We start from the raw sequence: 24,413 nt of genomic DNA on the forward strand, positions 1-24,413 counted from the left end.
GTGGGCGAACGGGCACGGCGTCGGCGGAGCCGGACTGTGGGCGGAACGGGCTAGGCGGGTGAGACCGGGTTGTGGGCGGAACGGACATGGCGTCGGCGGAGCCGGGTTGTGGGCGGAACGGGCGCGGCGGGTGGGACGTGGTCGGGGAGCCGGGTCAGGCGCGGCGGGTCGGTATCTCCAGGATCGTACGGAGCTGATAGCGGTCGGCGCGATAGGTGGACACCCCGAGTTCGGCGCAGACGCCTCCCGCGAAGGAGCGCCGCTGGAGCAGCAGCACGGCCCCGCCGCGCGGCAGCTTCAGCAGGTCGGCGTCACCGGGGTCGGCGATGCCGCCGTCGATGGTGAGCTCCCCGGCGTCGAGCACCAGGCCGTAGCGGGTCTCCAGGAGGGCGTAGAGGGAGCGGCCCGTCAGGTCGTGGGTGTCGAGGTCGGGCGCGAGGGAGACGGGGATGTGGGCCCGCTCGATGCACATGGGCTCGTCGGCCGCGGTCCGCAGCCGCTCGATGAAGTGAACCTCGTCACCCGGCTGGATGCCGAGCTCCCTGGCCAGGTGCGCGCTCGCCCTGACCACCCGCCGGTCCAGGTCGCGGGAGCCGGGCTCCATGCCCCTGGCGCGCATCTCGTCGCTGAAGGAGGTGAGCCGCAGGGACATCTCGATCTTGGGACGGGCCACGAAGGTGCCCTTGCCCGCCACCCGCTGGAGCCGGCCCTCGGAGACCAGGTGGTCCACGGCCTGCCGTACCGTCATGCGGGACAGCCCGAAGCGCTGGCAGAGCTCGCGTTCGGACGGGATCGCCGTGCCGATCGCGAGCTCGTTGTTCTCGATGAGATCGAGCAGGATTTCCCGGAGCTGGAAGTACTTGGGCACCGGGCTGTCCGGATCGATCTGTGCCACAGGAATCCTCCCCCCTCGATCTGAGATGTCTCATGAGTTATGGTTCGTACTGGTCTAGTCCGGACTAGACCACAGGCCGGAAAAGGGTGTCAACGTACGGACCGGAGACGGATCGATAACGGCCCGATCTCGTCCGTCCGAACCGAAGGATGAGCGCGAGATGACGACCAAGATGCGCAGCGAGATCGCCGAGCAGCCCGCCGCGCTGCGAGCCACGCTCGACGCCCTCCTCCCCAGGGTCGGGGAGGTGGAGCGGCTCGCGGGGCAGACCCGCCAGCTGCTGTTCATCGCCCGAGGCACCTCCGACAACGCCGCAGTCTACGGCCGCTATCTCGCCGAGGCGCACACGGGAAGGCTCTCCACTCTCGCCGCTCCCTCGATCGCCACGACCTACCGGCGCAGGCTGGACCTCGACGGCGTGCTGGCCGTCGCCCTCTCCCAGTCGGGCAGGACCGAGGAGATCGTCGAGACCCTCGCCTGGGCGAAGGACTGCGGCGCCAGGACCGTGGCCGTCACCAACGGTGGCGAGCGGAGCCCCCTGGCACAGGCCGCGGACCTCGCCCTGTGCACGGTCGCGGGCGAGGAGAAGGCCGTCCCGGCCACCAAGACCTACACCACCCAGCTCGCCGCGCTCGCCGTGCTCGCTCTCGGTCTCGGCGCGGACGTCGACGCCGCCGACCTGCAGCGGGTGCCGGACGCGGTCGAGAAGCTGGTCGGCGACCCGGGCGACCTGGAGGCGATCGTCGAGGGCCTGGCCGACAAGCCGGGCGTCGTGGTCTCCGGCCGGGGACTGGCCTTCTCCACCGCGCTGGAGCTCGCGCTCAAGCTCAAGGAGGCGTGCTACCTGCACGCCATGGGCCTGTCGTACGCCGACCTGCTGCACGGCCCGATCGCCGTGGTCGACGAGGACACCCCGGCCATCCTGGTCGCGGCGGGCGAGGGCCCGACCCTGGCCGGCACCGTGGCGCTCGCCGAGAGGGTGACCGGCGCGGGCGCCTCGGCCTACACGGTCGGCGGCGGTACCGCGCTCTCCTCGGTCTCCACCGCGGCGCTGAACGGCCCGGACCTGCCCGAGTGGGTCGCCCCGCTGGGCCTCATCGTCCCCGGTCAGCTGCTCACCGAGGCCCTCGCGCGCAGGCTGGGGATCGACCCCGACGCCCCCCGTGGTCTCAACAAGGTGACGCAGACCGACTGATCACTACATGTCCTTTAGCCTGGTCATAGCCTTGGGGACAGGGTGATCACATCTGGAGGGCGACATGGCGGCCGACGCCGACGCGATCATCGCTGGACTCGGTGGTGCGGACAACATCATCGAGATCGAACCGTGCATCACCCGGCTCCGTACCGAGGTGCGCGACGTCTCCAAGGTCGACCAGACGGCTCTACGGGCGGCGGGCGCGCACGGTGTGATGGCGGCGGGCAACGTCGTCCAGGTGGTGGTGGGTCCCGAGGCCGACACGATCGCGAGCGACATCGAGGACCTCATGGGCTGAGCGACGGCGGACGTGAGCCGATCAGGGCTGATCAGGGCTGACGACAGGAGCCGGCGGGGGGCCGGTGAGGGCGCTCACACGGGCGGGGCCGCCCGGACGACACGGGCGGGCGGCCGAGGCGCGGACAGGGCGCGGACGGGCCGTCCTCGCGGGCGGCGGCATGCCGAGGGGGGAACGGTGACCACAGTTCTGGCACCGGTCGCGGGGGTGGCCGTGCGGCTCGGCTCGGTGCCCGACCCCGTCTTCTCCGAGGGACTGGTCGGGCCCGGCATGGCGATCGAGCCGGACAGGGCGCCCGGCCGGGTGCTCTCCCCCATCGCGGGCACCATCGTCAAGCTGCACCCGCACGCGTTCGTGGTCGTCGGTGACGACGGCCGGGGGGTCCTCGTCCATCTGGGCATCGACACGGTCGAGCTCAGGGGTGAGGGTTTCGAGCCGCTGGCCGCCGAGGGCGACCGGGTGAGCGCCGGGCAGCCGGTGGTGGCGTGGGATCCGGCCGGGATCGAGGCGGGCGGGCGCTGCCCGATCTGCCCGGTCGTGGCGCTGGACGCCGCCGCGGACGCCGTCACCGGCCTCGCCACCGGGGCCGTCGACGCCGGTGACGAGCTTTTCGAATGGAGCGATCCCGCTGAGGATTCGCGGAACCGGCCGTGACGCACCGGCCAAGGACCACTGACCGTGAAGTACCAACCCGTAAGACACTGGCCATGAAGTACCGACCATGAAATACCAGCCATGAAATATCGGCTGTGAAGTTGTGAAGTATCGGGCGCGGAGTCGAGAGATGGGGACGAACAGGTGGGGACGACGGCGAGACCGCCCATGAAGGCGGCGCTCTTCGATCTCGACGGGACACTGATCAACACCGAGCGGCGGAGCATGGCCATGTGGTCGATGCTGCTCGACAGTCACGGGGTGGTCCACGACGAGGTCGTGCTGCGCGGGTTCATGGGACGGCGCGGGCGCGACGTCCTGACGGAGAGCGCGCACCTCTTCCCCGGCAAGCGGATCGACGACCTGATCGAGGAGGTCTTCTCCTTCCACGACCATCCCGGTCTGCCCGACATCGTGCCGGTGCCCGGCGCCGCCGAGCTGGTCCGCAGGGTCGCGGCGTACGGGTCGCCGGTCGCGGTCGTCACCTCCGCCGGGCGTGACTGGGCGGAGGAGCGGCTGACGGAGGTCGGCGTCCGCGACCTGCTGGAGACGATCGTGTCCGCCCACGACGTGACCGTGGGCAAGCCCGACCCCGAGGGGTACCTTCTCGCCGCCGCGCGCCTGTCGGTCGATCCGGCACACTGTGTGGCGTTCGAGGACTCGATCGCCGGGATCGCGGCGGCCAAGGCCGCGGGCATGGCGTGCGTGGGCATAGCGACCACGCACGCGGGCACTGAGCTGACCGCGGCCGACCTCGTGGTCGCGGACCTGACGGGGGTCGCCTGGCCCCTGTCGACCACCGATGATCCCGCGGTCTAGACCGCGGGCGAACCCCCGGGAGGAACACGTGGCCGAGCGCCAAGTCACCGTCAAGGCGGAGGTCGGCCTGCACGCCCGGCCCGCCGCGACGTTCGTGCAGACGGCGGCCAAGGCGTCCCTGGACGTCACCGTCGCCAAGGGAGGCGGCGAGCCGGTGAACGCCAAGAGCATTCTGTCGGTCCTCTCGCTCGATGTCAGGGAGGGTGACACCGTGGTGATCAGGGCGGAGGGCGAGGGGGCGGAGGAGCTTCTCGACCAGCTGGCCGACATCGCGTCGGCGCCGTGAGCACGCTCACCGGGGTGGGGGTGAGCCCCGGGGTCGGTGTCGGTCCCGCCTACGTGCTCGCGTACGAGGCGACCGTCCCGGCCCCGGACTCCCGGCACGGCGGGGACGCCGCCGCGGAGCTGGCCGGGGCCGGGCGGGCGCTGGAGCGGGTCGCCGCCGACCTGGAGGAGCGGGGGGCCCGCGCCGGTGGCGAGGCCGGGGAGATCCTGGGGGCGCAGGCCATGATGGCCCGCGACCCCGGCCTGGCGGACGGGGTGGCCAGGCTGGTCGAGGCGGGCACCGCCGCGGCCCGCGCGGTCTACGAGGCGTTCGGCCACTACCGCGACCTGCTCGCCGCCGCCGGGGGATACCTCGGTGAGCGCGTCTCCGACCTGGACGACGTCAGGGACCGCGTCGTCGCGGTGATCGAGGGCCGGACGCTGCCCGGCGTGCCCACCGGCACCGGGCGGCCGTACGTCCTCGTCGCCCGCGACCTGGCGCCCGCCGACACGGCGCTGCTGTCCCCGGACGTGGTGGCGGCCTTCGTCACCGAGCAGGGCGGCCCGACCAGCCACACCGCGATCCTCGCCCGCGCCATGGGGGTGCCGGCCGTGGTGGCCTGCCCGGGGGCGACCTCGATCACACCGGGGACGCCGGTGCTGGTCGACGGCGCCTCGGGTCTCGTACGGCCCGCGCCCTCCGACGACGAGGTTCTCGCGGCGCGCGGCGCCGCCGCCGCGCGGGAGGCCGTCCTCGCCTCCGCCTCGGGGCCGGGGGCGACCGCCGACGGGCACGCCGTGCCGCTGCTCGCCAACATCGGCGGGCCGCGCGACGTGGCCGCCGCGCTGGAGCACGGGGCCGAGGGGGTCGGGCTCTACCGGACCGAGTTCCTCTTCCTCGACCGGGCCGAGGCGCCCTCCGCGAAGGAGCAGGAGGCCGCCTACCTGGAGGTGCTGGACGCCTTCCCCGGTGGCAGGGTGATCGTGCGGACCCTCGACGCGGGGGCCGACAAGCCCCTCGCCTTCCTGCCGCCGGGGGCGTACGAGCCCAATCCGGCGCTGGGAGAGCGCGGGGCGCGGCTGTTCAGGACGCACCCGGAGATCATGGGCACCCAGCTCGCCGCCCTCGCCTCGGCGGCCTCGCGCTCGTCGGCGCGGCTCCAGGTGATGGCGCCGATGGTGGCCACCGCGGAGGAGGCCGCCTGGTTCGCCGACGCCTGCGAGGCGGCGGGGCTGCCGTCGGCGGGAGTGATGATCGAGATACCGTCCGCGGCCCTGCGCGCCTCCGACCTGGCCGTCCGGGCGGATTTCTTCTCCATCGGCACCAACGACCTGGCCCAGTACACCCTCGCCGCCGACCGGCAGCTGGGCGCGCTGACCGATCTCCAGGACGCCTGGCAGCCCGCCCTGCTCGACCTGGTCGCCCTGGCCGTGGCGGGCGCCGCCGAGCGCGGGAGGCCGTGCGGGGCCTGCGGCGAGGCCGCGGCCGATCCGGCCCTCGCCTGCGTGCTCGTCGGGCTCGGGGTCACCTCGCTGTCGATGTCGGCCCCGGCGTTGCCCGTCGTACGGGCCGCGCTGTCGCGCCACACGCGTCAGCAGTGTCACCTGGCCGCCGCCGCCGCGCGGGCCGCCGCCTCCCCGGAGGACGCGCGCGCCGAGGCGCGCTCGCACCTGCCCGGCCTCGCCGGTCTGGCCCTCTGACGTGGGCGGACCTCCCGTACGGACCGGAAGGCGCCGGTCGGTGGGAGGCGTGTGGCCGGTGGTGACCGGGTGGATGCGCGGGCGCCGGGACGCGGGCCCGGATAGCGTAAGCGGCATGGCTCGGTGGATACGTGTGACGGGTATTGCAGTGATCGCGACGATGGCGGCCGGATGCGCCGAGGCGGGGAGGGCCGTTCCGCCCGCGTCCGGTGCCACGCGGGCGGGTGAGACCGCCGCGAGCGCCGACGCGGCGACACCCGCCGGCACGACGGCCGCGACCCCGGAGGCCCCGGGAAGCTCGGGAACCGACGCGACGTCCGCGGCCTCCGCGACGGCGGAGGCGCCGGGGGTGGAGGGTGTGCTCGCCTCGATGAGCGTGGAGGAGAAGGTCGGCCAGCTCTTCATGCCCGTGCTGTACGGCCCGTCGGCCGACACGTCGTCGGGGGAGAACCAGGCGCGGTTCGGGGTGGACACCCCGGCGAAGATGGTCGCCCGCTACCGCCCCGGCGGGGTGATCCTCTTCCCCTGGGCGGGCAACGTCAAGAGCGTCCGCCAGGTCGTGGCGCTCACCAACGGGCTGCAGAAGGCGTCGCCGGAGATCCCGTTGCTGATCGGCACGGACCAGGAGAACGGCAAGGTCTCCCGCCTCGCCCCCCTGGTCACCCCCCTTCCCGGGGCGTCGGTCATCGGCTCGACCCGCGACGTCTCGCTGGCCCGCCGGGCCGCCGAGGTGACGGGCACCGAGCTGCGCGCCCTGGGGGTCAACCTCGATTTTGCGCCCGTCGCCGACGTCAACCTCAACCCACGTAACCCGGTGATCGGCCCGCGCGCGTACGGCTCGGACCCGAAGAAGGTCGCGCCGATGGTCGCCGCCGCCGTCCAGGGTTTCCACGACGCGGGGATCGGGGCCACGGCCAAGCACTTTCCCGGCCACGGCGACACCGGCGTCGACAGCCACACCGGCCTGCCGGTGATCAAACACTCCCGGTCCCAGTGGGACAGGCTGGACGCCCCGCCGTTCGCCGCGGCCATCGGTGAGGACGTCGACGCGATCATGAGCGCGCACGTCGTCATGCCGAGGCTCGATCCATCGGGTGATCCCGCCACCCTTTCCAAGCCGATCCTGACCGGGCTGCTCCGCGAGAAGCTCGGTTTCGACGGGGTCGTCTCGACCGACGCGCTGGACATGGCGGGGGTGCGCAAGAAGTACGGGGACGGGGAGGTCGCGGTCCGGGCGATCCAGGCCGGGGTGGACCTGCTGCTCATGCCGCCGGACTATCGCGAGGCCCACCGGGCGCTGCTCGCCGCCGTGGCCGCCGGGAAGATCTCCGAGGCGCGGCTCGACCAGTCCGTCCGGCGGTTGCTGAAGCTGAAGGCCGCCCGCGGCCTGCTGGACAGGGCGCCGGTCGCCGACCCGGCCAGGGCCGAGCGGGTGCTCCGCTCGGCCGAGCACCTCAAGGTCGCCCGGCTCATCACCTCACGGGCCGCCCGCTGAGAGGACGCGGGTTCCCGCCGCGAGGCCGGGTCAGACGGCCTGGAGGTTGCCGGTCCTGGCCAGCGAGAGGACGAGCGACTGGACGAGACGCGTGAGCAGGGCCTCGATCAGCATGACGGCCGCCTTGGCGAGCACGGTGGAGACGAATCCGGACATAACAACCTCACAGGGAGAGACAGCACTTAAGGTGATAATTCATATCAAAAGTGTCTAAGTCACCAGTCATGAGGTTGCTGTTTGGTGAACATTCGGTGACGTCCTCCGCGTGGCCGCCTGGAAAACCGCCCCCGCGGCCGTCGTGGCGGTGGCGCTTCCCAGGGCGACGGTCCACCCCACGGGCCCCAGGAAGTGGCAGCCGAAGAACCGGCAGAACCCCGGAACCGTGACGGACACGCCCAGGATGCCCAGGGACAGGAGCGAGGCCAGCACCACCAGGCGATCCCGGCTGCCCAGGGCCAGGGTCTGCAGCAGCTGCGACGCCACGAGCGCGACCAGCCCCATCGTGTCCGCCCGCCCGCGCGTACCCGTCACCCGGCCGATCGCCCAGGCCAGGCCCGCCGCGCTCGCCGTGGTGGCGGCGCGCAGGTAGATGTCGCGGGTGAGGGAGGCTCCCAGCGAGGCCTCCGGCCCCTCTTCCAGCAGCTTCTCCGGGCTGGTGGCCGTCGGGGGGCGGGAGGCCACCGCCATCGCGGGCAGCATGTCGGTGAGCAGGTTGACCAGCAGCAGCTGCCGGGCGTTCAGCACGTTCCCGCCACTGAGCAGGCTGGAGCCGACCGCGAAGACGATCTCGCCGATGTTGCCGCCGAGCAGGATGCTGAGGGCGTCGCGGACCGAGCTCCACATGGCCCGGCCCTCGATGATCGCGTCGACGATCGTCTCGATGCGGTCGTCGGTCACGACGATGTCGGCCGCCGCCCGCGCCGCCGGGGTGGCGCGGGACCCGAGGGCGATCCCCACGTCCGCGACCCGGATCGCGGGGGCGTCGTTGGCGCCGTCGCCGGTGACCGCGACGACCTTGCCGGTCCGGCGCAGGCAGCCGACGATCCGCGCCTTGTGCGCCGGGGTGGTCCTGGCGAAGACCGTCACGTCCGGCAGCGCCTCCACTAGGGCGTCGTCGTCCATCTCGTCCAGCTCGGGCCCCGTCATGATCCGCCCGCCGTTCAGCACGTTCAGTTCGGCGCCGATCGCCTCCGCCGTGCTCGGATGGTCACCCGTGATCATGACAACGCGTACGCCCGCCCGCGTGAGGCGGCCGACGCTCTCCGCGGCCGTGGGCCGCACGGGGTCGGCCAGGCCGAGGAATCCGAGGAAGCACAGGTCCTGGATGCGGGATTCGTCGAGATCGCGGCGGTCGGAGGCGGGGCGCTCGGCGACCGCGAGCACCCGGTAGCCCTGCCGGGCGAGCTGGTCGAGCTCCTTCTCGATCTCCGCCACGAGGGAGTCCACGAGCGGGACCACCCGGCCGTCACGGAGTATGGACGTGCACCGGGTGACCACGACCTCGGGAGCGCCCTTGACGCTCAGCAGCGGGCCAGAGTCGCCCTTGCCGAGTACGGCGTGGTAGCCGCGTCCCGGTTCGAAGGGAAGCTCGTCGACCCGCTCCCAGCTTCCGGTCCCCTTCTCGGTCACGCCCAGCCGCTCGGCCCCCTTCAGCACGGCGCGGTCGGTGGGGTGCGGGACGGGACGCCCCTCGTCGTGCCGGGGGCAGGCGCGCGTCCCCGCGGTCACGATGTGTCTCAGCTCGGGCGTCAGGTCCTCCAGGGGGCGTTCGTCCTGCACGTCCGAGACGCACCGCAGGCTGATACGCCCCTCGGTGAGGGTTCCCGTCTTGTCGAAGCAGAGGACGTTCACCCGGCCGAGGGCCTCGATCGTGGAGGGGTTGGGCACCAGGGTGTTGCGGGTCGACAGCCGCCGCGCGGAGGCGAGCTCCGCCACCGAGGCGACGAACGGCAGCCCCTCGGGTACGGCGGCGACGGCGAGGCTCACCGCGGGCGCGAGCGCCTGCGGCGCGGAGCTGCCGCGCAACAGGTCGGCGGCGAGCAGGACGACGCCGGATCCGACCGCGACCGGCAGGACCCGGCGGCTCAGCTCCCGCAACCGCAGCCGCACGCCCGAGGCCGGGGGCTGCTCCTCGGCGAGCCTGGCGGTCCTGGCCGCCTCGGTCGTCTCGCCCGCCGCGACCACCACGGCCAGCCCGCTGCCGGCCGCCACCGTCGTCCCCTCGTAGACCATCGAGGTCCGGTCGGCGATGGCGGGCGCGTTGACGGGCTCCGGTGACTTGGTGACGAGCTGCGACTCGCCGGTCAGGGCGGCCTCGTCGATCTCCAGGCCCACCGCCTTGAGCACGCGGCAGTCGGCCGGGACGGTGTCGCCCGCGCGCAACTCGATCACATCACCGGGTACGAGGTCCGCGACGGTCGCGTTCGCCTGCTCGTGAGAGCGGGTGGTGGCCGCCCCCTTGGCGGAGCGAGCCGTGCTCGCCTTCTCCTTGGGACGGCGCAGCCGTACCGGAACCGCCACCGCCTCGGTCAGGCGGTGCAGCGCCCGGTCGGCGGTGTAGCGCTGGCTCCCTCCGATGAGCGCGTTGGCTGCCATGACCGTGCCTATCATCACCGAGTCGGAGACTGAGCCGACCAGGGCCGACAGGCCCGCCCCGGCCGCCAGGATGGGGGTCAGCGGGTTGGCCAGTTCCTTGGCGGACACGCGGAGCAGCGAATCGGGGCCCTGCGGCTCTCCCGATCCCGTGGAGGCCCTGCGCCGCAGGGCCTCGGCCTCGTCGATCCCGTTGGCCGACGAGCCCAGCTGGGCCAGGACCTCCTTGGTCGGCATCGCGTGCCAGGGGGTTCTGTCGATCCGGATCGGCGGCGTCTCCCGCCCGGCGTGCCGGCCCGCCCACTCGCCCGTGACGAGGGTCGCCATCGACGTGCAGCTGCTCGCGAGCTGTGCCTTGTGCGGTGATTCCCCCGTCGGCCCGAGGGCCGCCAGCACGCCTCCGGCGGCGTTCCCCGCGGCGGTGAGCCACACGCAGCGCTCGCTCGTCCTCCTCGCCGGTGCCAGGCAGCTCAGGAGCAGGTGAACCTCCTCAAGCTCGGCGATCACGTCCGCGTCCCAGGGCACCCGGCCCGAGCGGCGCAGCACGCCGATGCCCAGGTCGGCCTGGGCGAGCGCCGCCATGCGGTGTTCCGACACCACGGCGACCCCGTGGCCGTCCGCCTGGAGAGCGCGGATCGACCGGGTCAGCCGGGAACCGCCCGGCACGATCTCGTCGATGCCGAGCCGCAGGCCGAGTGCCGGGTCGCCCCCCGCGAGCGCCACGGCGCACGCGCCCTTGGCCGCGGCGACGATCGCGTCGGCCAGCGGGTCGACCTGCGGCGCCATGCCGACCAGGGCGACCGGAACGCCCTTCCTCGTCACCCGGACGGCCCGGAGCCCCTGGGTCTCCCAGTCCTCGGCCTCCGCGGTGACGAGCCCGGCCGGGCCCGCGAGGGGCTCGGCCTTCCATGTGTCGCGTTCCCGCCGCGCGCCGGGGTCGTCGACGTCGATCAGGGTGCGGAGCCGCGCGCGCAACTCGCCGGGGCCCTCGCCGTTCACGGAGTCCACGTCGCCGAGGGGGATGACGCGGTCGATCTCCCACGACCCCGTGCCGAGTGTGTCGGCGTCGAGGATGACGGTGTCGATCCCGTCCATGTGACGCAGGGCCCGATCGTTGAGAACGATCGCCCCGCGCCTCGCCAGGGCACGCCCTATCGCGGAGGCGAAGGACTCACGGCCCAGCTTCGCGGCCTTGGGTGTCGTCGCGGTGAGCATGGCGACGGCACGCTCCCGGCTGTCGCCGAAAAGGTACGTCAGCCCGGCGGCGCCCACCGCCACCGGGCTCCCGACGCGCTCGAACCGCTCCACGGGGCTGTGGGCCATGGGCGCGGGACGCGGCTTCCTGGCCGTACGGATGTGGCGGTAGGAGCCCTTTCCCGAGGCCAGTGCGTGCTGGCGCGCCTCCCAGGCCCGCCGGGTGTCGCGCGCCTCGGCGTAGCGGCTGGCGGCGGTGAGCGACTGGACGAGCATCCCCACCCGGCGCAGCGCCAACGTGTGGGTGACGATGTTCGCCGTCGTGAACAGGGCGACGGTGGCCGGAGCGCCGATGTGGCGTTCCAGCTCGTAGCGGACTCTCGGGGTGGACTCGATCAGGCCCAGCAGTGCCGGAACGATCGGGGGGAGCGGCGGCGCGTGCACCGCTCGCCCGGCGAACGCCATACCCGCCCCGAGCAGGCTCGCGCCGAGCCGGATACCGGCACGGGTGTGCCGTTCCACCAGCCTGGCGGTGTGGTGTTCCACCAGCGTGGACGCGAGGAACCCGGCTCCCGGTGGCGAGATCTCGTCGAATTCGGCGTCCTCGTCTTCGATGTCCTCGTCTTCGGTGTCCTCGCCCAGGTCGTCGATGTCGTAGTCGTCGGTCAGATCGTCATCGTCATCGTCATCTTCGTCGTCGTCCGCGCCCTCGCTGTCGAGCGCTTCGATGACCGCCAGCAGCTTCTTCAGGTTGATCGATCCCGGGTCGCATCCCACGAAGATGGAGCTGAGGGCACCGTTGACCTCCGCACGCTCGACCCCCTCCAGCCTCAGCAGCGCGTTCTCCAGCCGCCGGGCCTTCGACTCGCTGCCCGGGGCGCCGATCACGCGTAGATCGACATGGAGCCCTCCGGGGCAGGTCCGTTTCCCGCGTGAGCGCGGCAGGACGCTCCTGACCGCGCCGGGTACGACCTTGATCGCGCCGGGCACGACGCTCCAGAGGGTCTCCGCGGGAACAGACAGCAGGCGGGGCACGAACATTCAGATCTCCAGCGGGAAAAATGACAGGGCCGATCAGGCCGTTGTTACGCGTGACCTGATCGGCCCCATCGCTGCGATTACTTGGACGACCTCCCGCGGACCGAACCCCTCGAACGGGAGGCGGACGTCGCCGCCCGGGAGCCGGAGCTCGCGGTGCGGGACGTGGACGCCGAGGCTCGCGCTCGTGAGGTGGGCGTCGCGGTCCGTCGCGACGTGGACGTCGTGGTCCGGGACGCCGGTTTGGTGGTCCGCGACGCGGGTTTCGTCGCCCGTGCCGAGGGCTTCGCGGCCCGCGACGCGGGTCTCGTGGCCCGAGACGCGGTCGTGCTCCGTGAGCGTGAGGTGGGCGTGGTGGCCCGGGAGGCGGTGCTCGCGGTCCGTGACGTGGACGACGCCGCCCGTGACGTGGTGCTCCGTGTCCGTGTGGTGGGCCTGGTCGCCCGGGATGCCTTGGCGGCTGTCCGGGAGGCGGTGCCCGCCGCGCGTGAGGCGGCGCCGGTGGCCCGGGAGGCGGCGGTACCCGCCGCGCGGGTCGCGGCACCCGCCGCCCGTGAGGCGGTGCCGCGAGCCCGTGTGGTGGGTCTCGTGGCCCGGGATGCCGTTCCGGTCTTCCGGGAGGTGGCACCCGTCGCGCGTGAGGCGGTGCTGCGCGTCCGTGTGGTGGAGCTTCCCTTGCGGGTCGCGGTGCTCCGCGTCCGTGTGGCGGGGCTGGTCGCCCGGGATGCCTTGGCGGCTGTCCGGGAGGCGGTGCCCGCCGCGCGTGAGGCGGCGCCGGTGGCCCGGGAGGCGGCGGTACCCGCCGCGCGGGTCGCTGCACCCGTCGCGCGTGAGGCGGTGCTGCGCGTCCGTGCGGTGGAGCTTCCCTTGCGGGTCGCGGTGCTCCGCGTCCGTGCGGTGGGGCTGGTCGCCCGGGATGCCTTGGCGGCTGCTCGGGAGGCGGTGCCCGCCGCGCGTGAGGCGGCGCCGGTGGCCTGGGACGCGATGGTGCCCGCCGCGCGGGTCGCGGTGCCGCGGGTCCGTGCGGTGGGCCTGGTCGCCCGGGATGCCTTGGCGGCTGTCCGGGAGGCGGTGCCCGCCGCGCGTGAGGCGGCGCCGGTGGCCCGGGAGGCGGCGGTACCCGCCGCGCGGGTCGCGGTGCCCGCGGCCTTGGACGCGGCACTCGCGGTGCGCGACGCGGCGGTGCCCGCCGCCCGGGACACGGTGCCCGCGGCCTTGGACGCGGTGCGTGACGCGGACGTGCGGGACGCGGGTCTGGTCCGGGACGTGGTGCCTCCCGCGCGGGACCTGGACGTCGAACCGGTCGTCCGGGACGCGGTGCCCCCGGTCGCGGAAGTGGACGTCGCGGGCCTGGAGACCGGACTCGACGACCCGTTCTTCCCGCGCGCACGCTGCGCGATCAGCGTCCCGACCCCGATGGCCGCCGCTACCGGCCATTCGAGCAATCCGGCCACCGCGAGCGCGCCGAGTCCTCCGTAGTAGACGATGCGCTCGGCGGGCGGGAGGAAGGACTTGGCCGCGTCCACGGCCTGCCCCGCCTCCTGCCTGCTGACGTGCGGCAGGTGAACATGCGGAGGCCGCAGCTGCACGGTCAGCATCGGAAGTTTGAGCGTTAGCGAGTTGCCGTCCTGTTTCCTGCTTGCCTGGGCATGTGTGGTGGACCTTGCCTGGGCATGCGTGGTGGACGTTGCGGGTGTGGTCGGTCGCTGCGCCGTACGGGCGCGTGACCGGCTCGTCTGAGCTACTGCCATGATCCCTCCTCATGGGAACCGAGGGAAGGTGCAAATGGAGCCCGCAGGAGGTCGATCATGCCTTCTACGTGCGGTTATATGGCCCGAGTGCCATTCTCGTAATCTTCCTCGTATTGTGGCCGCGAAACGCGTAACGGTCGTTGAATCGGATGTTAGGGGATGAATCTCCGGCTGCTCGGACCGCTCGCTGTCCGTTTGGGGATGGTTTGGGGAGGTACGGCGTGAGCGCGCGGTGAGTCACGGTGTGGATGCGAACCTCGTCTGTCGCCGTCCACCGGTCCACGCCTACCCTGGAACCCGTTCCATCGAGGAGGAGAGATGCTGAAGGGCGTGCTGATCGACTGGGGTGGCGTGCTCACCGTCGGTCTCGCCGAGGCGATCGCCGAGTGGATCGTCGTCGAGCGGCTCGACGAGGCCCACTACCGGCAGGTGATGCGCGAGCTCATCGTTCACGCGTACGAGAACACGGAGAACGGCGAGAACACCATCCACGCCCTGGAGCGCGGAGAGATCTCCGGCCTGGACTTCGAACGCGACCTGGCGGCCAGGCTGCTCACGACGGACGGTGTACCACCGGTCGCCGAGGGACTGCTGAACAGGATGTTCTCCCGCTTCCACCGGGTCGAGCCGATGTACGAGATGCTCCGTGAGGCCCGCGCCGCGGGATTGCGCACCTGCCTGCTCTCCAACTCCTGGGCGAACGAGTATCCCCGCGAGGGCTGGGAGGACTTTTTCGACGAGGTCGTCATCTCGGGGGAGATCGGCATGCGCAAGCCCGAGCCGAGGATCTTCGAGCACGCGCTCGGCAGGCTCGGCCTGGCCGGGCAGGAGTGCGTGTTCGTCGACGACATCGAGGCCAACATCGAGGCCGCCCGGCGGTTCGGCATCGTCGGCGTGCACCACCGCGACCCCGACCTGACCATCGCCGAACTGGAGACCCTGTTCCAGGTCTCGCTCCGCTGACCCGTCCCGCCCCCTGGATACCGGGGGCCGCCGGTACTGGCACACTCGATGCGTGAATCGGCGCCGCACCGGCGCCGATGTCGGAGAGATAGATCGAGGCATGGATGCGCGTCTACCTGCCGTGTACGCTCCCGGCGCTGGCCCGCGTGGCCGCCGTGGGGGAGCTGGGCCCGGCCCCGCTGACCGGCTACGCGGTGACCCCCGCGTTGATCGAGTGGTACGCCTCGGGTGACACCGAGGAGCTGGAGTACGTCGCCCTGACCGAGGCGGCCAGGAGTTCCCTGCGGATGCTGGCCGCCGACCGCACCGACGGGGTGGAGGTCGCCGCGCGGCGGGTGGTCGTCGCCGTCGACGTACCGGAGGGCGACGTGAGCGCGAGCGCCGACCTGGAGGAGCGCGCCCGGGTGCGGCTCGCCGCGGCGGTCCCGCTGGGGTTGATCGCCGCGGTCCACGTGGACGACCTGTCGGCGGTGAAGGACGTCGAGGCCGCCCTCGCCGCGCTGCCCGCGGCCGACCGCGGCGACGACGACGCCCGCTTCACCGTGGACGGCGCCGAGGCCCACGAGCTCCTGTGGTACGCCACCCAGGAGATCCCCGACCTGGTCGGCTGACCTCCTCCCCTTCTCCCTCGCCTCCCTCGCGTCGGGAGCCCCGGGCCCCGAGGCCCGGGGTGTCTCCGAGCGGGCCGCTTCCGTTCGCGGCACCGATCCGGCGGGGATTTTCGCTACTCTAGAGGGCATATGAGACACATTGTTTGGGATTGGAACGGCACGCTGTTTCATGACATCGACGCTGTCGTCGGTGCGACGAACGTGGTGTTCGAGCCGTACGGGCTGGGTTCCTACGATGCCGACCGCTTCCGTGCGGTCTACACGCGCCCGATCTGGGCCGCCTACGAGCGCATGCTCGGCCGTGCCCTTGAGGACGGCGAGTGGGAGCGGCTCGACCTCGATTTCCACGAGAGCTACCACCGGCTGATGCTGGAGTGCGGGCTGGCCGCCGACGCCCTCTCCACCCTGCAGAGCTGGGAGCGCGCGGGTGGCAAGCAGTCGCTGCTGTCCATGTGGGCGCACGAACGACTGGTTCCCAAGATCGCGGAATTCGGCATCGACCACCACTTCACCCGGATCGACGGCCTGCGCAGCGCCTCCGGCGGGCACAAGGCCGAGTCGATGGTGGCCCACCTCGCCGCCCTCGGCGTCGACCCGGCCGACGTCCTCGTCATCGGCGACAGCCTGGACGACGCGCACGCCGCCCAGCACGTCGGGGCGCGCGCGGTCCTCTACACCGGCGGCATGACCAGCCGGACCGACCTGATGGCCTGCGGCGTCCCGGTCGTCGACACCCTCACGGACGCGCTCAACCACGCCTGACGGCCGGTGACGCGACCTCACGAGAACGGCTCGTCGCGGACCTCGAGAGAACGACCTTTCGCACGACCCTTTCGCACGACCCTGAGGTAACCGGCGAACGGATCCTTTTGGTATCGAAGGCGGTCATCGTGCGCTCGGGGCCTTACCCTGGGCATCCACCCCCATTCCGGGAGGCCCCCGATCAACCGCCTCGTCCTCTGGAACATCGACCTCACGCTGGTCGACGTGTCGATCGTCACCCGCGAGGCGTACGCGGAGGCGTTCCGCAGCGTCACCGGAAGGCCGCTGGTCAAACTGACCCAGGCCAACGGGCGCCCCGACTCGGAGATCGTCTTCGAGATGCTCGCCATCAACGGGATCGTCGCCGAGGACGACCACCTCCCCACATTCCTCGACGCGCTGGCCGGGGCCTTCGGAGCCCGGCGCAGGCGCCTGGCCAAGGACGGCCGGATGATGCCCGGCGCCCGTGACGCGCTGAAGGCCGTGGCGAGGCTCGACGGCGTGGTCCAGTCGGTGCTCACCGGCACGATCAAGAGCAACGCGGTGCACAAGCTGACCGCGTTCAGTCTCGACAAGCACATCGACTTCGAGATCGGCGGCTACGGCGAGGAGGTCTATCCCAAGGCCACCCTCCTACAGGTCGCGCAGGGCCGCGCCAAGCAGAGGTACGGGGCGACCTTCGACGGGCGCAACACCGTGCTGATCGGCGACTCGGCCAGGGACGTCCAGGCCGCGAGGATCGCCGGGGCCGCGATGATCGGGGTCGCCTCGGGACGTTCCCTCCCGGCCGAACTGCACGAGGCGGGAGCCGACGTGGTCCTGCCCGACCTCTCCAACCCCTCCGAGGTCGTCGCCGCCGTCGCCGGCCTCACCACCCCGGCCCGGCGCGCGGGCCACTCCCCGGCGGGCCGCTGACCCCGGCCACCGTTGACTCCCCGGCCCGCCCGAGGACGAGTGGCATCACCGGCCGCCGGACCCGGAAGTCTGAGGCCACACCGCCGATATCCGCCCTACGGGGGAAGCTCAGCCGGGCGGGGTGAGAAGGTCCGGCCGTTCGAGGTTCGTGTCAGTGACCGGTCGGAGGGTCGAGGAGTTCGATCTCGATGGCCAGCACGCCGAGGGCTTCCTTCTCGGGTCCGTAGATGCGGCGGATATTGGCAAGTTGCTGCTCGCGGGGACTGTCCGGATTGACGTTGGCGGGGCCCTCGATGTCGAGCATTTCCTCGAAACTCCTGTACCGGGCGACGCGCCTGACCTTGGTGAGGGCGTCGTCGCGACCGCACACGAAGCGGATGTGGTCGCCCGCCTTCAAGGTGCGGAGGTTGGGATACTGAACGCGGACCTCGATGGTCTTGCGCCCGGCGGCGACCAGGTCGAAGTATCGGCGGTAAAGGTTCATCTCGCGGGCGCGCACGCCTGCGGGTGCGGCGGTCCTGCTGGTCATGATGCGGTCCAGTTCCTGGGTGGTGTAGCTGCGATAGAAGTGTTTGGGGTCGGAGAGCATCCGGCCGACGAGCCAGACCATGGCGTCGACGTAGGAATCGGTGTCGCCGACCCATTCGGTGACGTCGAGCATCCAGTCCCGAGCGCCGGGCGGCGGTGGGACCTTCCCATCCCGGATCAGTGACTTCGACAGCTTCGCGCCGGTGTCGGTCAGCACCATCGGTGTGAAGATACGGGGCGGAGGGACGAGCCCGGGGAGCTGAGCGAAGGCCTCATCCACCAGCTGGCAGCCGTACGCCCAATCGCCGCCCTTCACCATCACCGACAACGTGACGTGATCGCGGGCGGCCATCCGCTCCTTGACCAGGTTCCGGTACAGGGTGGCCAGGTCCAAGTAGGCGCTGGTGTCGGCGGTGATGGCGATCTCGTAGCCGCCGTGGTCGGTGCACACTGCGGCGAAATCCGCTCCACCGGATCCAGTGCGTAGCAGCTTCGTTCGCTCGGAGCGTTTCTCGGCCCACCCGCACTGCGGGCAAGGCAGGCGCAGGTGAACCTCACCGTGTGAAGGCGCGAGCGGCCAGCGGATCTGGTCTAAGCGGCCGAGGGTAGCTAGGAACTCATGCCGGAAGGCGGGGTCGGCCTGCTGGGCGGAGTAAGTCTCGATCTCGTAGTCAACGCCGGTGGCGTCGGCAAGGGAGTCGAACATACCCCGGTAGTACTTGTCGATCAGTTTGGCGACGCCGTCGCCGCCGAGGGCGTGGATGTAGGTCTGCTGGTAGGCATGATGGGTCTCAGGGTCCAGGCGGATGTCATAGGGCGCGTTGTCGAGTGCGCCGAACCGGACGACAGAATCCACATTGAAGATGCGCTTGGTGGCCTTGGCGAGGAGAAACGCCGCTGTCTGAACCAGCGAGGTGCCCAAATGGGGTGCGCCGTTGATCTGGGTGCCGACGCAGAAAGCGACCCGATCGGGATTGGTAGCCTGCAGACGGGGGCGGACCATGTCAACGCTACGCAGCATCGCGTTGGCCAGGACGTTGTTCGGGCTGATGATCTCCACGGAATCGGTACGGCCGCTCATAAGGTGGGGCCCTTCGGTCAGATCGTTGGCACGGGAAGCTGCGCGAGGATGAAGTCGACCCGGCGGCCTGGCTCGTCAGCAGGGACGAAGATCGGCCGGTAGCCGGCGTCGTAGTAGCCCTGGATGATTAATTCGTGGACGCGGCGGATCTCTCGCTCCTTGGCCCACACCAGATCGTCCTCGGAATCGAAGTCATCAAGGGGATCAAGCACGAACACCGCGTCGTAGCGGTAGATGCGGGAGGCTTCCTCAAGTTCCGGATATGGGCCCAGCCCGAAGAAGGCGTCCCATCCGTACCCGTCGGGAATGGCGCGGTTGTAGAACCGCAACCCGGACGTGTGCCCGCAGAACTCGGCGACGAAGGCGTTCAGCACATCGCGGGAGTAGGCGCGCCGATCACCAACCTGCAAGTGGCGGCCGAGGCGCTCGCGGTGCTCGCGATAGATCTCCCGGGCCGGTTCCCCCTCGGTACATGGAATATCTCGCTTCTGAATCTCGGCGATCACGGCTTCCTTACCCGCAGAAGGGCCTCCAGTCACGACATACCGGCGGGGGGCGGTGTTCGGATTGAGTAATTGGTCAAGACTCATGCGTGATGTCCTTTTTCTTCCTGGGAACCGCCTTGGCGGCCGATCAGTGCTCGCTGCCAGACGGCGACCAGCTCGGTGCCGCCCTCAGCGAGGGCCAAGCGGGCAGCGAAGGAGTCCCAACCCTGCTCCGAGTCGGCGAGTTCGGTAAGCAGCAGCTCCTGGGGAGGAGTGAGGGGTGGCGTCCAACCGGCGGATGCAGCGATCTTCTCAGGGCCGAGTTTGGTCGCCGCGTGCAGCAGCACCGCGCCGTAGGCGGATCGGTAGGCATGGGCGGCGCGCAGTACCAGGGCATGCCGCCACAGCGCCACCGCAGCCGCTAAGTCCTGCCCGGCGGTGTCCATGCTCACCAGCCGCGCTACGGTCAGTAACTGCGCGCGTAACAGATAGACCGCCCCCCATAGGGAGGCCAGGGCATGCTGGTGCTCTGCGGCCTCCCATGCGAAGACATCCGATGGCAGCACGAGCCGTCCAGAGGTGGCGTGCAGCTCGGGCGGTTCGGCGTGTCGGGTGGCGAAGGCCTCACTGTCACGGCGCAACTGCCAGGCCAGCAGTTCCAAGAGCCTCGGCTCGATTCGCTTACGGAAGTGGTGCACCTCATATCCGGATGCGGCGGCGGCCATCGCTCGCCGGGCAGTCAGCGTCGACCCCGATGTCGAGACCTGTGCGCCGAACAACAGCCGGGCCGCCTCGGCCAGCTCGCTGTTCTCCAGCCGGTCCAACTGCTCACGCAGCAGACCATCCAGCGCCCGCGCCCGGCTGCCTGGAACATCTGGACTTGACGACCGTGCTCTCACTCCATGCAACCCCAAGAGGTTCGGACCGCACCGTTCCAATTGAACTGGGAGTCCAGCGCGCAGCAGCACTTTGACCTCCTCAGCCAGGACATCAGTCGCCGTCGCGTTCACCGCCGCTGTTCCAGGTTTGGTCATGACTTCAGCATCTCAGACATGCCCAGAAAAAGCCCAGTCTGATGCCCATAAAATGCCCAGAGCTATATGCCAGATCCTCGGCAGCCCACGCTCACACGCGATGGCTGATCTATACGAATGGGTTTGGCGTACGTTGTCGTTCTGCTCACTTCGCCCCCCGGCGTCGGTCACCTTCTCGCAGGCCGCTGATCCCGGTTCTGAAAGGTGAGCGGCACCAATTTGGATCTTTCCCCTTCCCCCGCCCATGGGTTAGAACGCCTGATGCAGTCGTGACCGCTTCTCCAGCCGGGTTTCCTCGTCCAGGTTGCGGGCCAACTCCTCCACGGTCGCTCCGCAGCGTACGTTGCACAGGCCGCGCTCAAGCCCGTGTGCCCGCAGGCTCACGCGTCGTACGGCATAGCAGCCTCCGGCTCCTTCCGCGATGATCCAGGTTCGCCCGTGGCGAGCCATCAGGTCTCTCAACATCCCTTTCCTCTCTGCCGAGGTCGGCGCGTCAGGCCACACATATGTTCAGGGCGAGATCGGCCCACACGACGCGCCCGGCCGTGATTTCGTACGACCCCCACTTCAGGGCCATCTCCTCGATCAGCTCCAGGCCGCGTCCCCCGTCGCTGTCGGCGTCCACCCGCCGGATTTGCGGGGCGCTGTCCAGCGTGCCCTCGTCGACGACGGCCAGCCGCAGCACCGGCCCCTTCGCTCGCAGTTTCACCGTGACCAGGCCGCCTCGGCGCCTGCCGGAGTTGGAGTGGCGCACCGAGTTGGTCACCAGCTCGCTGACCACCAGCAGCACCACGTACTCGTCACCCTCGTCACCCGCGAGTTCACGCAGCCTCAGGGCCGCCCTGACGAACGCTCGGGCCAGCGGAACCGACACCAGCTCCCCGGGGAGAACGACCCCGCCCAGAAATCGCGACGTCACTGGTACACCGCTTTCTGGATGGTTCGTGCCGCTTCCTCGCTCAGAGCCCGTACCCGCTGCTCGGGACCCCGGCCCCAGATGAAAACCCAGACGCCCCGCTCCTTCGTCGCCCGGACCTTCACGGCGCTGCTCTCCGCGCCCAGTAGCAGGGCGGGTTCCTTGTCTTTGGGAAGTTCGACCGACGAGGTCACATGCAACGTGCGCAGATCCCACGCCAGCCGCACCAGGTGAATGAACTGGTTCTCCCGATCCGACGCTTGCATAACCCTGACCTCCTTGAGTGAGGTTGCGCTTCGACTGTGGTTTGCCGACCCGCTGCGCGTCCGCTCCAGCAGGCTTTTCCGACATAGTGCGCAACGGGCGCCTGGCAAAAGCATCGAGCACAGCGATGAACGCAGCGTCATGATGTGCTTACCAAATGCAGCTTGTCAATGCACTGTGCAAAAATAATGAGATCCTGTGCATCTGAGTCGTACTTGCGGCACACTTTGCTCCATGTCACCGACCTACAGCCCAACCGTGCGACTCAGGCGTCTCGCTCGTGAGCTACGCCGAATGCGGGAGGCGAGGGGATTGGGTCCCGAAGCCGCAGCGGCCCAGCTCGGATGGAGCCGCAGCAAGGTCAGCCGCATCGAAACCGGCCGCACGCGTGCCAGCACCTCTGACGTCGCCGCCATCTGCGATCTGTACGGCGCCGGATCGTCAGATCGGGCCACGCTGATCCAGCTCGCGAAGGAGGTCAGGAAGCGAGGCTGGTGGACGGCTTACGCAGACGTGTTCACCGGTTCCTACGTGGGTCTGGAAGACGAGGCGTCGCGCATCTGTGAGTGGCAGGTGCAGCTCGTTCCGGGCCTTCTACAAACCGAGGACTACGCACGCGTGGTGATCGGCGCTGGGAGACCTGAACCGCACGACCCAGAGGACATCCAGCGGCGAGTGATGGCGCGCATGGCTCGGCGGACACTGCTCAGCCGTCCTGACGCGCCGGAACTGCTCGCGGTGGTGGACGAGGGCGTCATCCGTCGCCCCATCGGGGGTCACGAGCTGATGCGCGACCAGCTGGGCGCTCTGCTGATCGCCGCCCGCCGACCCAACGTGACGATCCGCGTCCTTCCCTACAGCGTCGGGGTGCACGCCGGACTCGAAGGCGCGTTCACGGTCCTATCCTTCGCGGAAGACGTCGATCCTGATGTCGCCTACGTGGAAGGCACGGCCGGTGACGTTTATGTGGAAAGCACGGAGCAGGTAGAACGCTATAAAGTGGCGTTTGGGCGCATATATGATGCCGCTCTGCCCCCGGAGGAGTCCCTGGGGCTCATCGCCGACACCAAGGAACACCTGTTCTCATGACTGATCTATCGAACGCCGCCTGGCGTAAGAGCAGCCTGAGCGGGAGTGGCAACAACTGCGTCGAGGTGGCCGACAACCTCCCCGACACCGTGGCCGTCCGCGACAGCAAGAACCCCCAGGGGCCCGCGTTGACCTTCGGGCCACGTCAGTGGAGCGCTTTCGTCTCCGGCGTCAAGAGCGGCGAGTTCGACCTGACCTGACTCGTCCGGCCTGAAGACATCCCTGTCGAGTCATCTCGGATGAAGCGGAGAAGCGCCCGGCCACTCTGGTGATCGGGCGCTTTATGCTACCCGCACAGAGCCGGGGGAAAGCCGTTTTCCAAACAGATCTGATCCTGGACGGCAAGACTGGCTTGAGGCGACATAACCTGAGATTCAAGCAACCTCTAGTTGTAGCAACTAGCCCAGATGAGAGCCGCGATCTTCCGGTTCGTGCGCTCGCAGACGTAGAGCGAGGCGAGGATGAACGAGAAGCTTGATCTGTCCCGCGCCGAGTGGTGGACCAGCAGCCTTAGCGGCTCGAACGGTCAATGCGTGCAGATCGCTTTCCTCGGTAAGCGGGTGGCCGTGCGTGACAGCAAAGACCCGGACGGCCCGACGCTGGTCTTCACCTCCGGTGAATGGCGAGCCTTTGCCGGAGGCGTCCGCCTGGGAGAATTCGAAGCGCCCGCAAGCCGCTGAAGTCGAACTCGTAATATCGCCTGCTCACGCCGGTTCCTTGGCCTCCCGCCGGGACAGTTCACGGACGATCTCCCCCGCGGTGACCCGGGGGACCCCACCGTAACGGCCGCGCAGATAACCGCGCTCAAGGTTCTCCTCCTTGCGCGGCTTGGCCTCCGTCAGCGGGTACAGCTCGGTCTCCCCGGAGTGCTTCTTCGCGGTGATCCACACCTGGTCGCGGCCGAGTGGATGGTCGAGCACCGCATTGCCCAGCAGGGTCGCGTCGTGCGTGGTGAAGATCAGCTGTGCGCCGCGCGGGTTGGACACGGGATCCTGGAAGACGCGCACGACCTCGGCCGCGAGTGCGGGGTGCAGGCTCGAATCCAGCTCGTCCACCAGCAGGACCGACCCCTGATCCAGGACGGCGAGCATGGGGCCGAGGAAGGCGAACCAGGAATGGGTGCCCAGGGACTCTTCTTCGCGGAAGTCCAGCGCGGTCTCCCCGTCATTCGGGGCGCGGTGCCACAGCCGGATCTCACCGGTCTCGGGATCCGTGTCGAGCCGGGTGACTCCCAGGTCGGCCGATCGCAGCAACCGCACGATGCGCTGACGGTGGTTCTCTGACTGGTCTTGGTCTCTCAGGAGGCGTGTGGTCCAGCGCACCCGCGCGCCGAGGTCCCTTCCCGGCGTGATCAGCCACAGGTTGTCGAGGAACCACCCGTGTATCGCCGACAACTGGGGGTCGTTGAGAGCCGCGCCGACGGACAGGAACAGGGCGTTCGGACGGGTCAGCTTGACCAGGGACTCCCGCTCTCCCTTGAAGCCCTCTCCTCTGAAGACGAACTCCCCGCCCTCCTGCTCCGGGCGATCCGCCTCACGGTCGAACCAGACGTTGCGACGGCCATGAGGGTACGCGTGAAGCCACTCCGCCTCCACCCGCTCGTCCGACAACTCGAAGCCGTAGGTGTAGCGGACGGGATCTCGGCCCAGCACCAGATCCACTTCGAACAGGGTCGTCTCCTCGCGGGAGGAGGGGTCGAGCTTGAAAGGCTCCCGGGGAACCGCCTCCGGTGCCTTCGCCCAGTCCGCGAAGGACTCCGTCACTGCGTCACGCATGAACTGGAAGCCGCTGAGCAGGTTGGACTTCCCCGAGGCATTGGCTCCGAACACCCCCAGCACGGGCTGCACGAAAACCTCTCGCCCCCGC

The 24,413-nt window shown here is 70.2% G+C and carries 25 protein-coding genes; 15 read left to right on the plus strand and 10 right to left on the minus strand.

All coding sequences use genetic code 11. The features are described 5' to 3' along the window. Positions 1–154: 154 nt before the first annotated feature. A complete protein-coding gene (locus ABD817_RS33185) occupies positions 155–895 on the minus strand; it encodes a GntR family transcriptional regulator (protein ID WP_329090550.1) in 741 nt (246 codons plus the stop codon). A gap of 160 nt (positions 896–1,055) precedes the next feature. Between ABD817_RS33185 and ABD817_RS33190 the strand changes: the two genes are divergently transcribed. From ABD817_RS33190 to ABD817_RS33220, 7 genes are all read left to right on the plus strand, one after another. Then, complete coding sequence (locus ABD817_RS33190) at positions 1,056–2,090, plus strand: SIS domain-containing protein (RefSeq protein ID WP_344922252.1); 1,035 nt, start codon at positions 1,056–1,058, stop codon at positions 2,088–2,090. 64 nt (positions 2,091–2,154) lie between these two features. Further along, positions 2,155–2,391, plus strand: a complete 237-nt coding sequence (locus ABD817_RS33195) for a PTS sugar transporter subunit IIB (RefSeq protein ID WP_344922253.1) — start codon at positions 2,155–2,157, stop codon at positions 2,389–2,391. A gap of 177 nt (positions 2,392–2,568) precedes the next feature. Next, positions 2,569–3,045, plus strand: coding sequence for a PTS sugar transporter subunit IIA (locus ABD817_RS33200; protein ID WP_344922255.1), 477 nt, complete (start codon positions 2,569–2,571; stop codon positions 3,043–3,045). 168 nt (positions 3,046–3,213) lie between these two features. Continuing rightward, positions 3,214–3,864: an HAD family hydrolase gene (locus tag ABD817_RS33205; protein ID WP_344922256.1), complete on the plus strand. Its 651-nt coding sequence runs from the start codon at positions 3,214–3,216 to the stop codon at positions 3,862–3,864. 28 nt (positions 3,865–3,892) lie between these two features. Then, positions 3,893–4,150 (plus strand): HPr family phosphocarrier protein, encoded by a 258-nt coding sequence (locus ABD817_RS33210; protein WP_344922258.1) that lies wholly within the window; start codon positions 3,893–3,895, stop codon positions 4,148–4,150. Further along, a complete protein-coding gene (ptsP, locus tag ABD817_RS33215; protein WP_344922259.1) occupies positions 4,147–5,829 on the plus strand; it encodes a phosphoenolpyruvate--protein phosphotransferase in 1,683 nt (560 codons plus the stop codon). The genes ABD817_RS33210 and ptsP overlap by 4 nt, the downstream gene beginning before the upstream one ends. Before the next feature lie 133 nt (positions 5,830–5,962). Then, the gene (locus ABD817_RS33220) at positions 5,963–7,324 is read left to right on the plus strand and encodes a glycoside hydrolase family 3 protein (protein ID WP_344922260.1); all 1,362 of its coding nucleotides are present in this window, start codon (positions 5,963–5,965) and stop codon (positions 7,322–7,324) included. A 30-nt stretch (positions 7,325–7,354) separates the two neighbouring features. Here the strand turns inward: ABD817_RS33220 and ABD817_RS33225 are convergent, their stop codons facing one another. Together ABD817_RS33225 and ABD817_RS33230 are read right to left on the minus strand one after the other, a co-directional pair. Continuing rightward, positions 7,355–7,480, minus strand: a complete 126-nt coding sequence (locus tag ABD817_RS33225) for a hypothetical protein (protein ID WP_344922261.1) — start codon at positions 7,478–7,480, stop codon at positions 7,355–7,357. Between the two features lie 66 nt (positions 7,481–7,546). Beyond that, positions 7,547–12,151, minus strand: a complete 4,605-nt coding sequence (locus tag ABD817_RS33230; protein ID WP_344922262.1) for an HAD-IC family P-type ATPase — start codon at positions 12,149–12,151, stop codon at positions 7,547–7,549. Between the two features lie 81 nt (positions 12,152–12,232). On the opposite strand from ABD817_RS33230, the gene ABD817_RS33235 reads away from it, so the two are divergent. The 5 genes from ABD817_RS33235 (at position 12,233) to ABD817_RS33255 (ending at position 17,150) form a co-directional block, all read left to right on the plus strand. After that, positions 12,233–13,627: a hypothetical protein gene (locus tag ABD817_RS33235; RefSeq protein ID WP_344922263.1), complete on the plus strand. Its 1,395-nt coding sequence runs from the start codon at positions 12,233–12,235 to the stop codon at positions 13,625–13,627. Between the two features lie 590 nt (positions 13,628–14,217). After that, positions 14,218–14,862 (plus strand): HAD family hydrolase, encoded by a 645-nt coding sequence (locus ABD817_RS33240; RefSeq protein ID WP_344922264.1) that lies wholly within the window; start codon positions 14,218–14,220, stop codon positions 14,860–14,862. Positions 14,863–14,966: 104 nt separating this feature from the next. Continuing rightward, complete coding sequence (locus ABD817_RS33245) at positions 14,967–15,473, plus strand: DUF6912 family protein (protein ID WP_344922265.1); 507 nt, start codon at positions 14,967–14,969, stop codon at positions 15,471–15,473. A gap of 129 nt (positions 15,474–15,602) precedes the next feature. Next, positions 15,603–16,235: an HAD family hydrolase gene (locus ABD817_RS33250; protein ID WP_344922267.1), complete on the plus strand. Its 633-nt coding sequence runs from the start codon at positions 15,603–15,605 to the stop codon at positions 16,233–16,235. Positions 16,236–16,415: 180 nt separating this feature from the next. Then, complete coding sequence (locus tag ABD817_RS33255; protein WP_344922332.1) at positions 16,416–17,150, plus strand: HAD family hydrolase; 735 nt, start codon at positions 16,416–16,418, stop codon at positions 17,148–17,150. Between the two features lie 151 nt (positions 17,151–17,301). Here the strand turns inward: ABD817_RS33255 and ABD817_RS33260 are convergent, their stop codons facing one another. From ABD817_RS33260 to ABD817_RS33285, 6 genes are all read right to left on the minus strand, one after another. After that, the gene (locus ABD817_RS33260; RefSeq protein WP_344922268.1) at positions 17,302–18,759 is read right to left on the minus strand and encodes an ASCH domain-containing protein; all 1,458 of its coding nucleotides are present in this window, start codon (positions 18,757–18,759) and stop codon (positions 17,302–17,304) included. Between the two features lie 17 nt (positions 18,760–18,776). Continuing rightward, a complete protein-coding gene (locus ABD817_RS33265; RefSeq protein ID WP_344922270.1) occupies positions 18,777–19,349 on the minus strand; it encodes an AAA family ATPase in 573 nt (190 codons plus the stop codon). Then, the gene (locus ABD817_RS33270) at positions 19,346–20,278 is read right to left on the minus strand and encodes a hypothetical protein (protein ID WP_344922271.1); all 933 of its coding nucleotides are present in this window, start codon (positions 20,276–20,278) and stop codon (positions 19,346–19,348) included. The genes ABD817_RS33265 and ABD817_RS33270 overlap by 4 nt, the downstream gene beginning before the upstream one ends. A 249-nt stretch (positions 20,279–20,527) precedes the next feature. Continuing rightward, complete coding sequence (locus ABD817_RS33275; protein ID WP_344922272.1) at positions 20,528–20,662, minus strand: hypothetical protein; 135 nt, start codon at positions 20,660–20,662, stop codon at positions 20,528–20,530. Between the two features lie 109 nt (positions 20,663–20,771). Further along, complete coding sequence (locus tag ABD817_RS33280; protein ID WP_344922274.1) at positions 20,772–21,197, minus strand: ATP-binding protein; 426 nt, start codon at positions 21,195–21,197, stop codon at positions 20,772–20,774. After that, on the minus strand, positions 21,194–21,460 hold the full coding sequence (locus tag ABD817_RS33285) for a hypothetical protein (protein WP_344922275.1): 267 nt from the start codon (positions 21,458–21,460) through the stop codon (positions 21,194–21,196). The genes ABD817_RS33280 and ABD817_RS33285 overlap by 4 nt, the downstream gene beginning before the upstream one ends. A 232-nt stretch (positions 21,461–21,692) precedes the next feature. Here ABD817_RS33285 and ABD817_RS33290 point away from each other — a divergent pair, with 232 nt between their 5' ends. The 3 genes from ABD817_RS33290 (at position 21,693) to ABD817_RS33300 (ending at position 23,227) form a co-directional block, all read left to right on the plus strand. After that, a complete protein-coding gene (locus tag ABD817_RS33290) occupies positions 21,693–22,547 on the plus strand; it encodes a helix-turn-helix domain-containing protein (protein WP_344922276.1) in 855 nt (284 codons plus the stop codon). Next, positions 22,544–22,747: a DUF397 domain-containing protein gene (locus ABD817_RS33295; RefSeq protein ID WP_344922277.1), complete on the plus strand. Its 204-nt coding sequence runs from the start codon at positions 22,544–22,546 to the stop codon at positions 22,745–22,747. The genes ABD817_RS33290 and ABD817_RS33295 overlap by 4 nt, the downstream gene beginning before the upstream one ends. A 261-nt stretch (positions 22,748–23,008) precedes the next feature. Then, positions 23,009–23,227 carry a DUF397 domain-containing protein gene (locus ABD817_RS33300; RefSeq protein ID WP_344922278.1) on the plus strand — a complete coding sequence of 73 codons (219 nt, stop codon included), beginning with the start codon at positions 23,009–23,011 and terminating at the stop codon, positions 23,225–23,227. 24 nt (positions 23,228–23,251) lie between these two features. Here ABD817_RS33300 and ABD817_RS33305 read toward each other — a convergent pair whose 3' ends face one another. Then, a complete protein-coding gene (locus tag ABD817_RS33305) occupies positions 23,252–24,394 on the minus strand; it encodes an AAA family ATPase (RefSeq protein ID WP_344922279.1) in 1,143 nt (380 codons plus the stop codon). Positions 24,395–24,413 lie beyond the last annotated feature (19 nt).

It is taken from the genome of Streptosporangium oxazolinicum, from assembly GCF_039537505.1.
Taxonomy (GTDB): Bacteria; Actinomycetota; Actinomycetes; order Streptosporangiales; family Streptosporangiaceae; genus Streptosporangium; species Streptosporangium oxazolinicum.

Bases quoted from the DNA above. Each gene is read 5' to 3' on its own strand.
- ABD817_RS33190 (WP_344922252.1), top strand. From the start codon at position 1,056: ATGACGACCAAGATGCGCAGCGAGATCGCCGAGCAGCCCGCCGCGCTG.
- ABD817_RS33195 (WP_344922253.1), top strand. From the start codon at position 2,155: ATGGCGGCCGACGCCGACGCGATCATCGCTGGACTCGGTGGTGCGGAC.
- ABD817_RS33205 (WP_344922256.1), top strand. From the start codon at position 3,214: ATGAAGGCGGCGCTCTTCGATCTCGACGGGACACTGATCAACACCGAG.
- ABD817_RS33225 (WP_344922261.1), bottom strand. From the start codon at position 7,480: ATGTCCGGATTCGTCTCCACCGTGCTCGCCAAGGCGGCCGTCATGCTG.
- ABD817_RS33230 (WP_344922262.1), bottom strand. From the start codon at position 12,151: ATGTTCGTGCCCCGCCTGCTGTCTGTTCCCGCGGAGACCCTCTGGAGC.
- ABD817_RS33240 (WP_344922264.1), top strand. From the start codon at position 14,218: ATGCTGAAGGGCGTGCTGATCGACTGGGGTGGCGTGCTCACCGTCGGT.
- ABD817_RS33245 (WP_344922265.1), top strand. From the start codon at position 14,967: ATGCGCGTCTACCTGCCGTGTACGCTCCCGGCGCTGGCCCGCGTGGCC.
- ABD817_RS33250 (WP_344922267.1), top strand. From the start codon at position 15,603: ATGAGACACATTGTTTGGGATTGGAACGGCACGCTGTTTCATGACATC.
- ABD817_RS33260 (WP_344922268.1), bottom strand. From the start codon at position 18,759: ATGAGCGGCCGTACCGATTCCGTGGAGATCATCAGCCCGAACAACGTC.
- ABD817_RS33265 (WP_344922270.1), bottom strand. From the start codon at position 19,349: ATGAGTCTTGACCAATTACTCAATCCGAACACCGCCCCCCGCCGGTAT.
- ABD817_RS33270 (WP_344922271.1), bottom strand. From the start codon at position 20,278: ATGACCAAACCTGGAACAGCGGCGGTGAACGCGACGGCGACTGATGTC.
- ABD817_RS33285 (WP_344922275.1), bottom strand. From the start codon at position 21,460: ATGCAAGCGTCGGATCGGGAGAACCAGTTCATTCACCTGGTGCGGCTG.
- ABD817_RS33290 (WP_344922276.1), top strand. From the start codon at position 21,693: ATGTCACCGACCTACAGCCCAACCGTGCGACTCAGGCGTCTCGCTCGT.
- ABD817_RS33295 (WP_344922277.1), top strand. From the start codon at position 22,544: ATGACTGATCTATCGAACGCCGCCTGGCGTAAGAGCAGCCTGAGCGGG.
- ABD817_RS33300 (WP_344922278.1), top strand. From the start codon at position 23,009: ATGAACGAGAAGCTTGATCTGTCCCGCGCCGAGTGGTGGACCAGCAGC.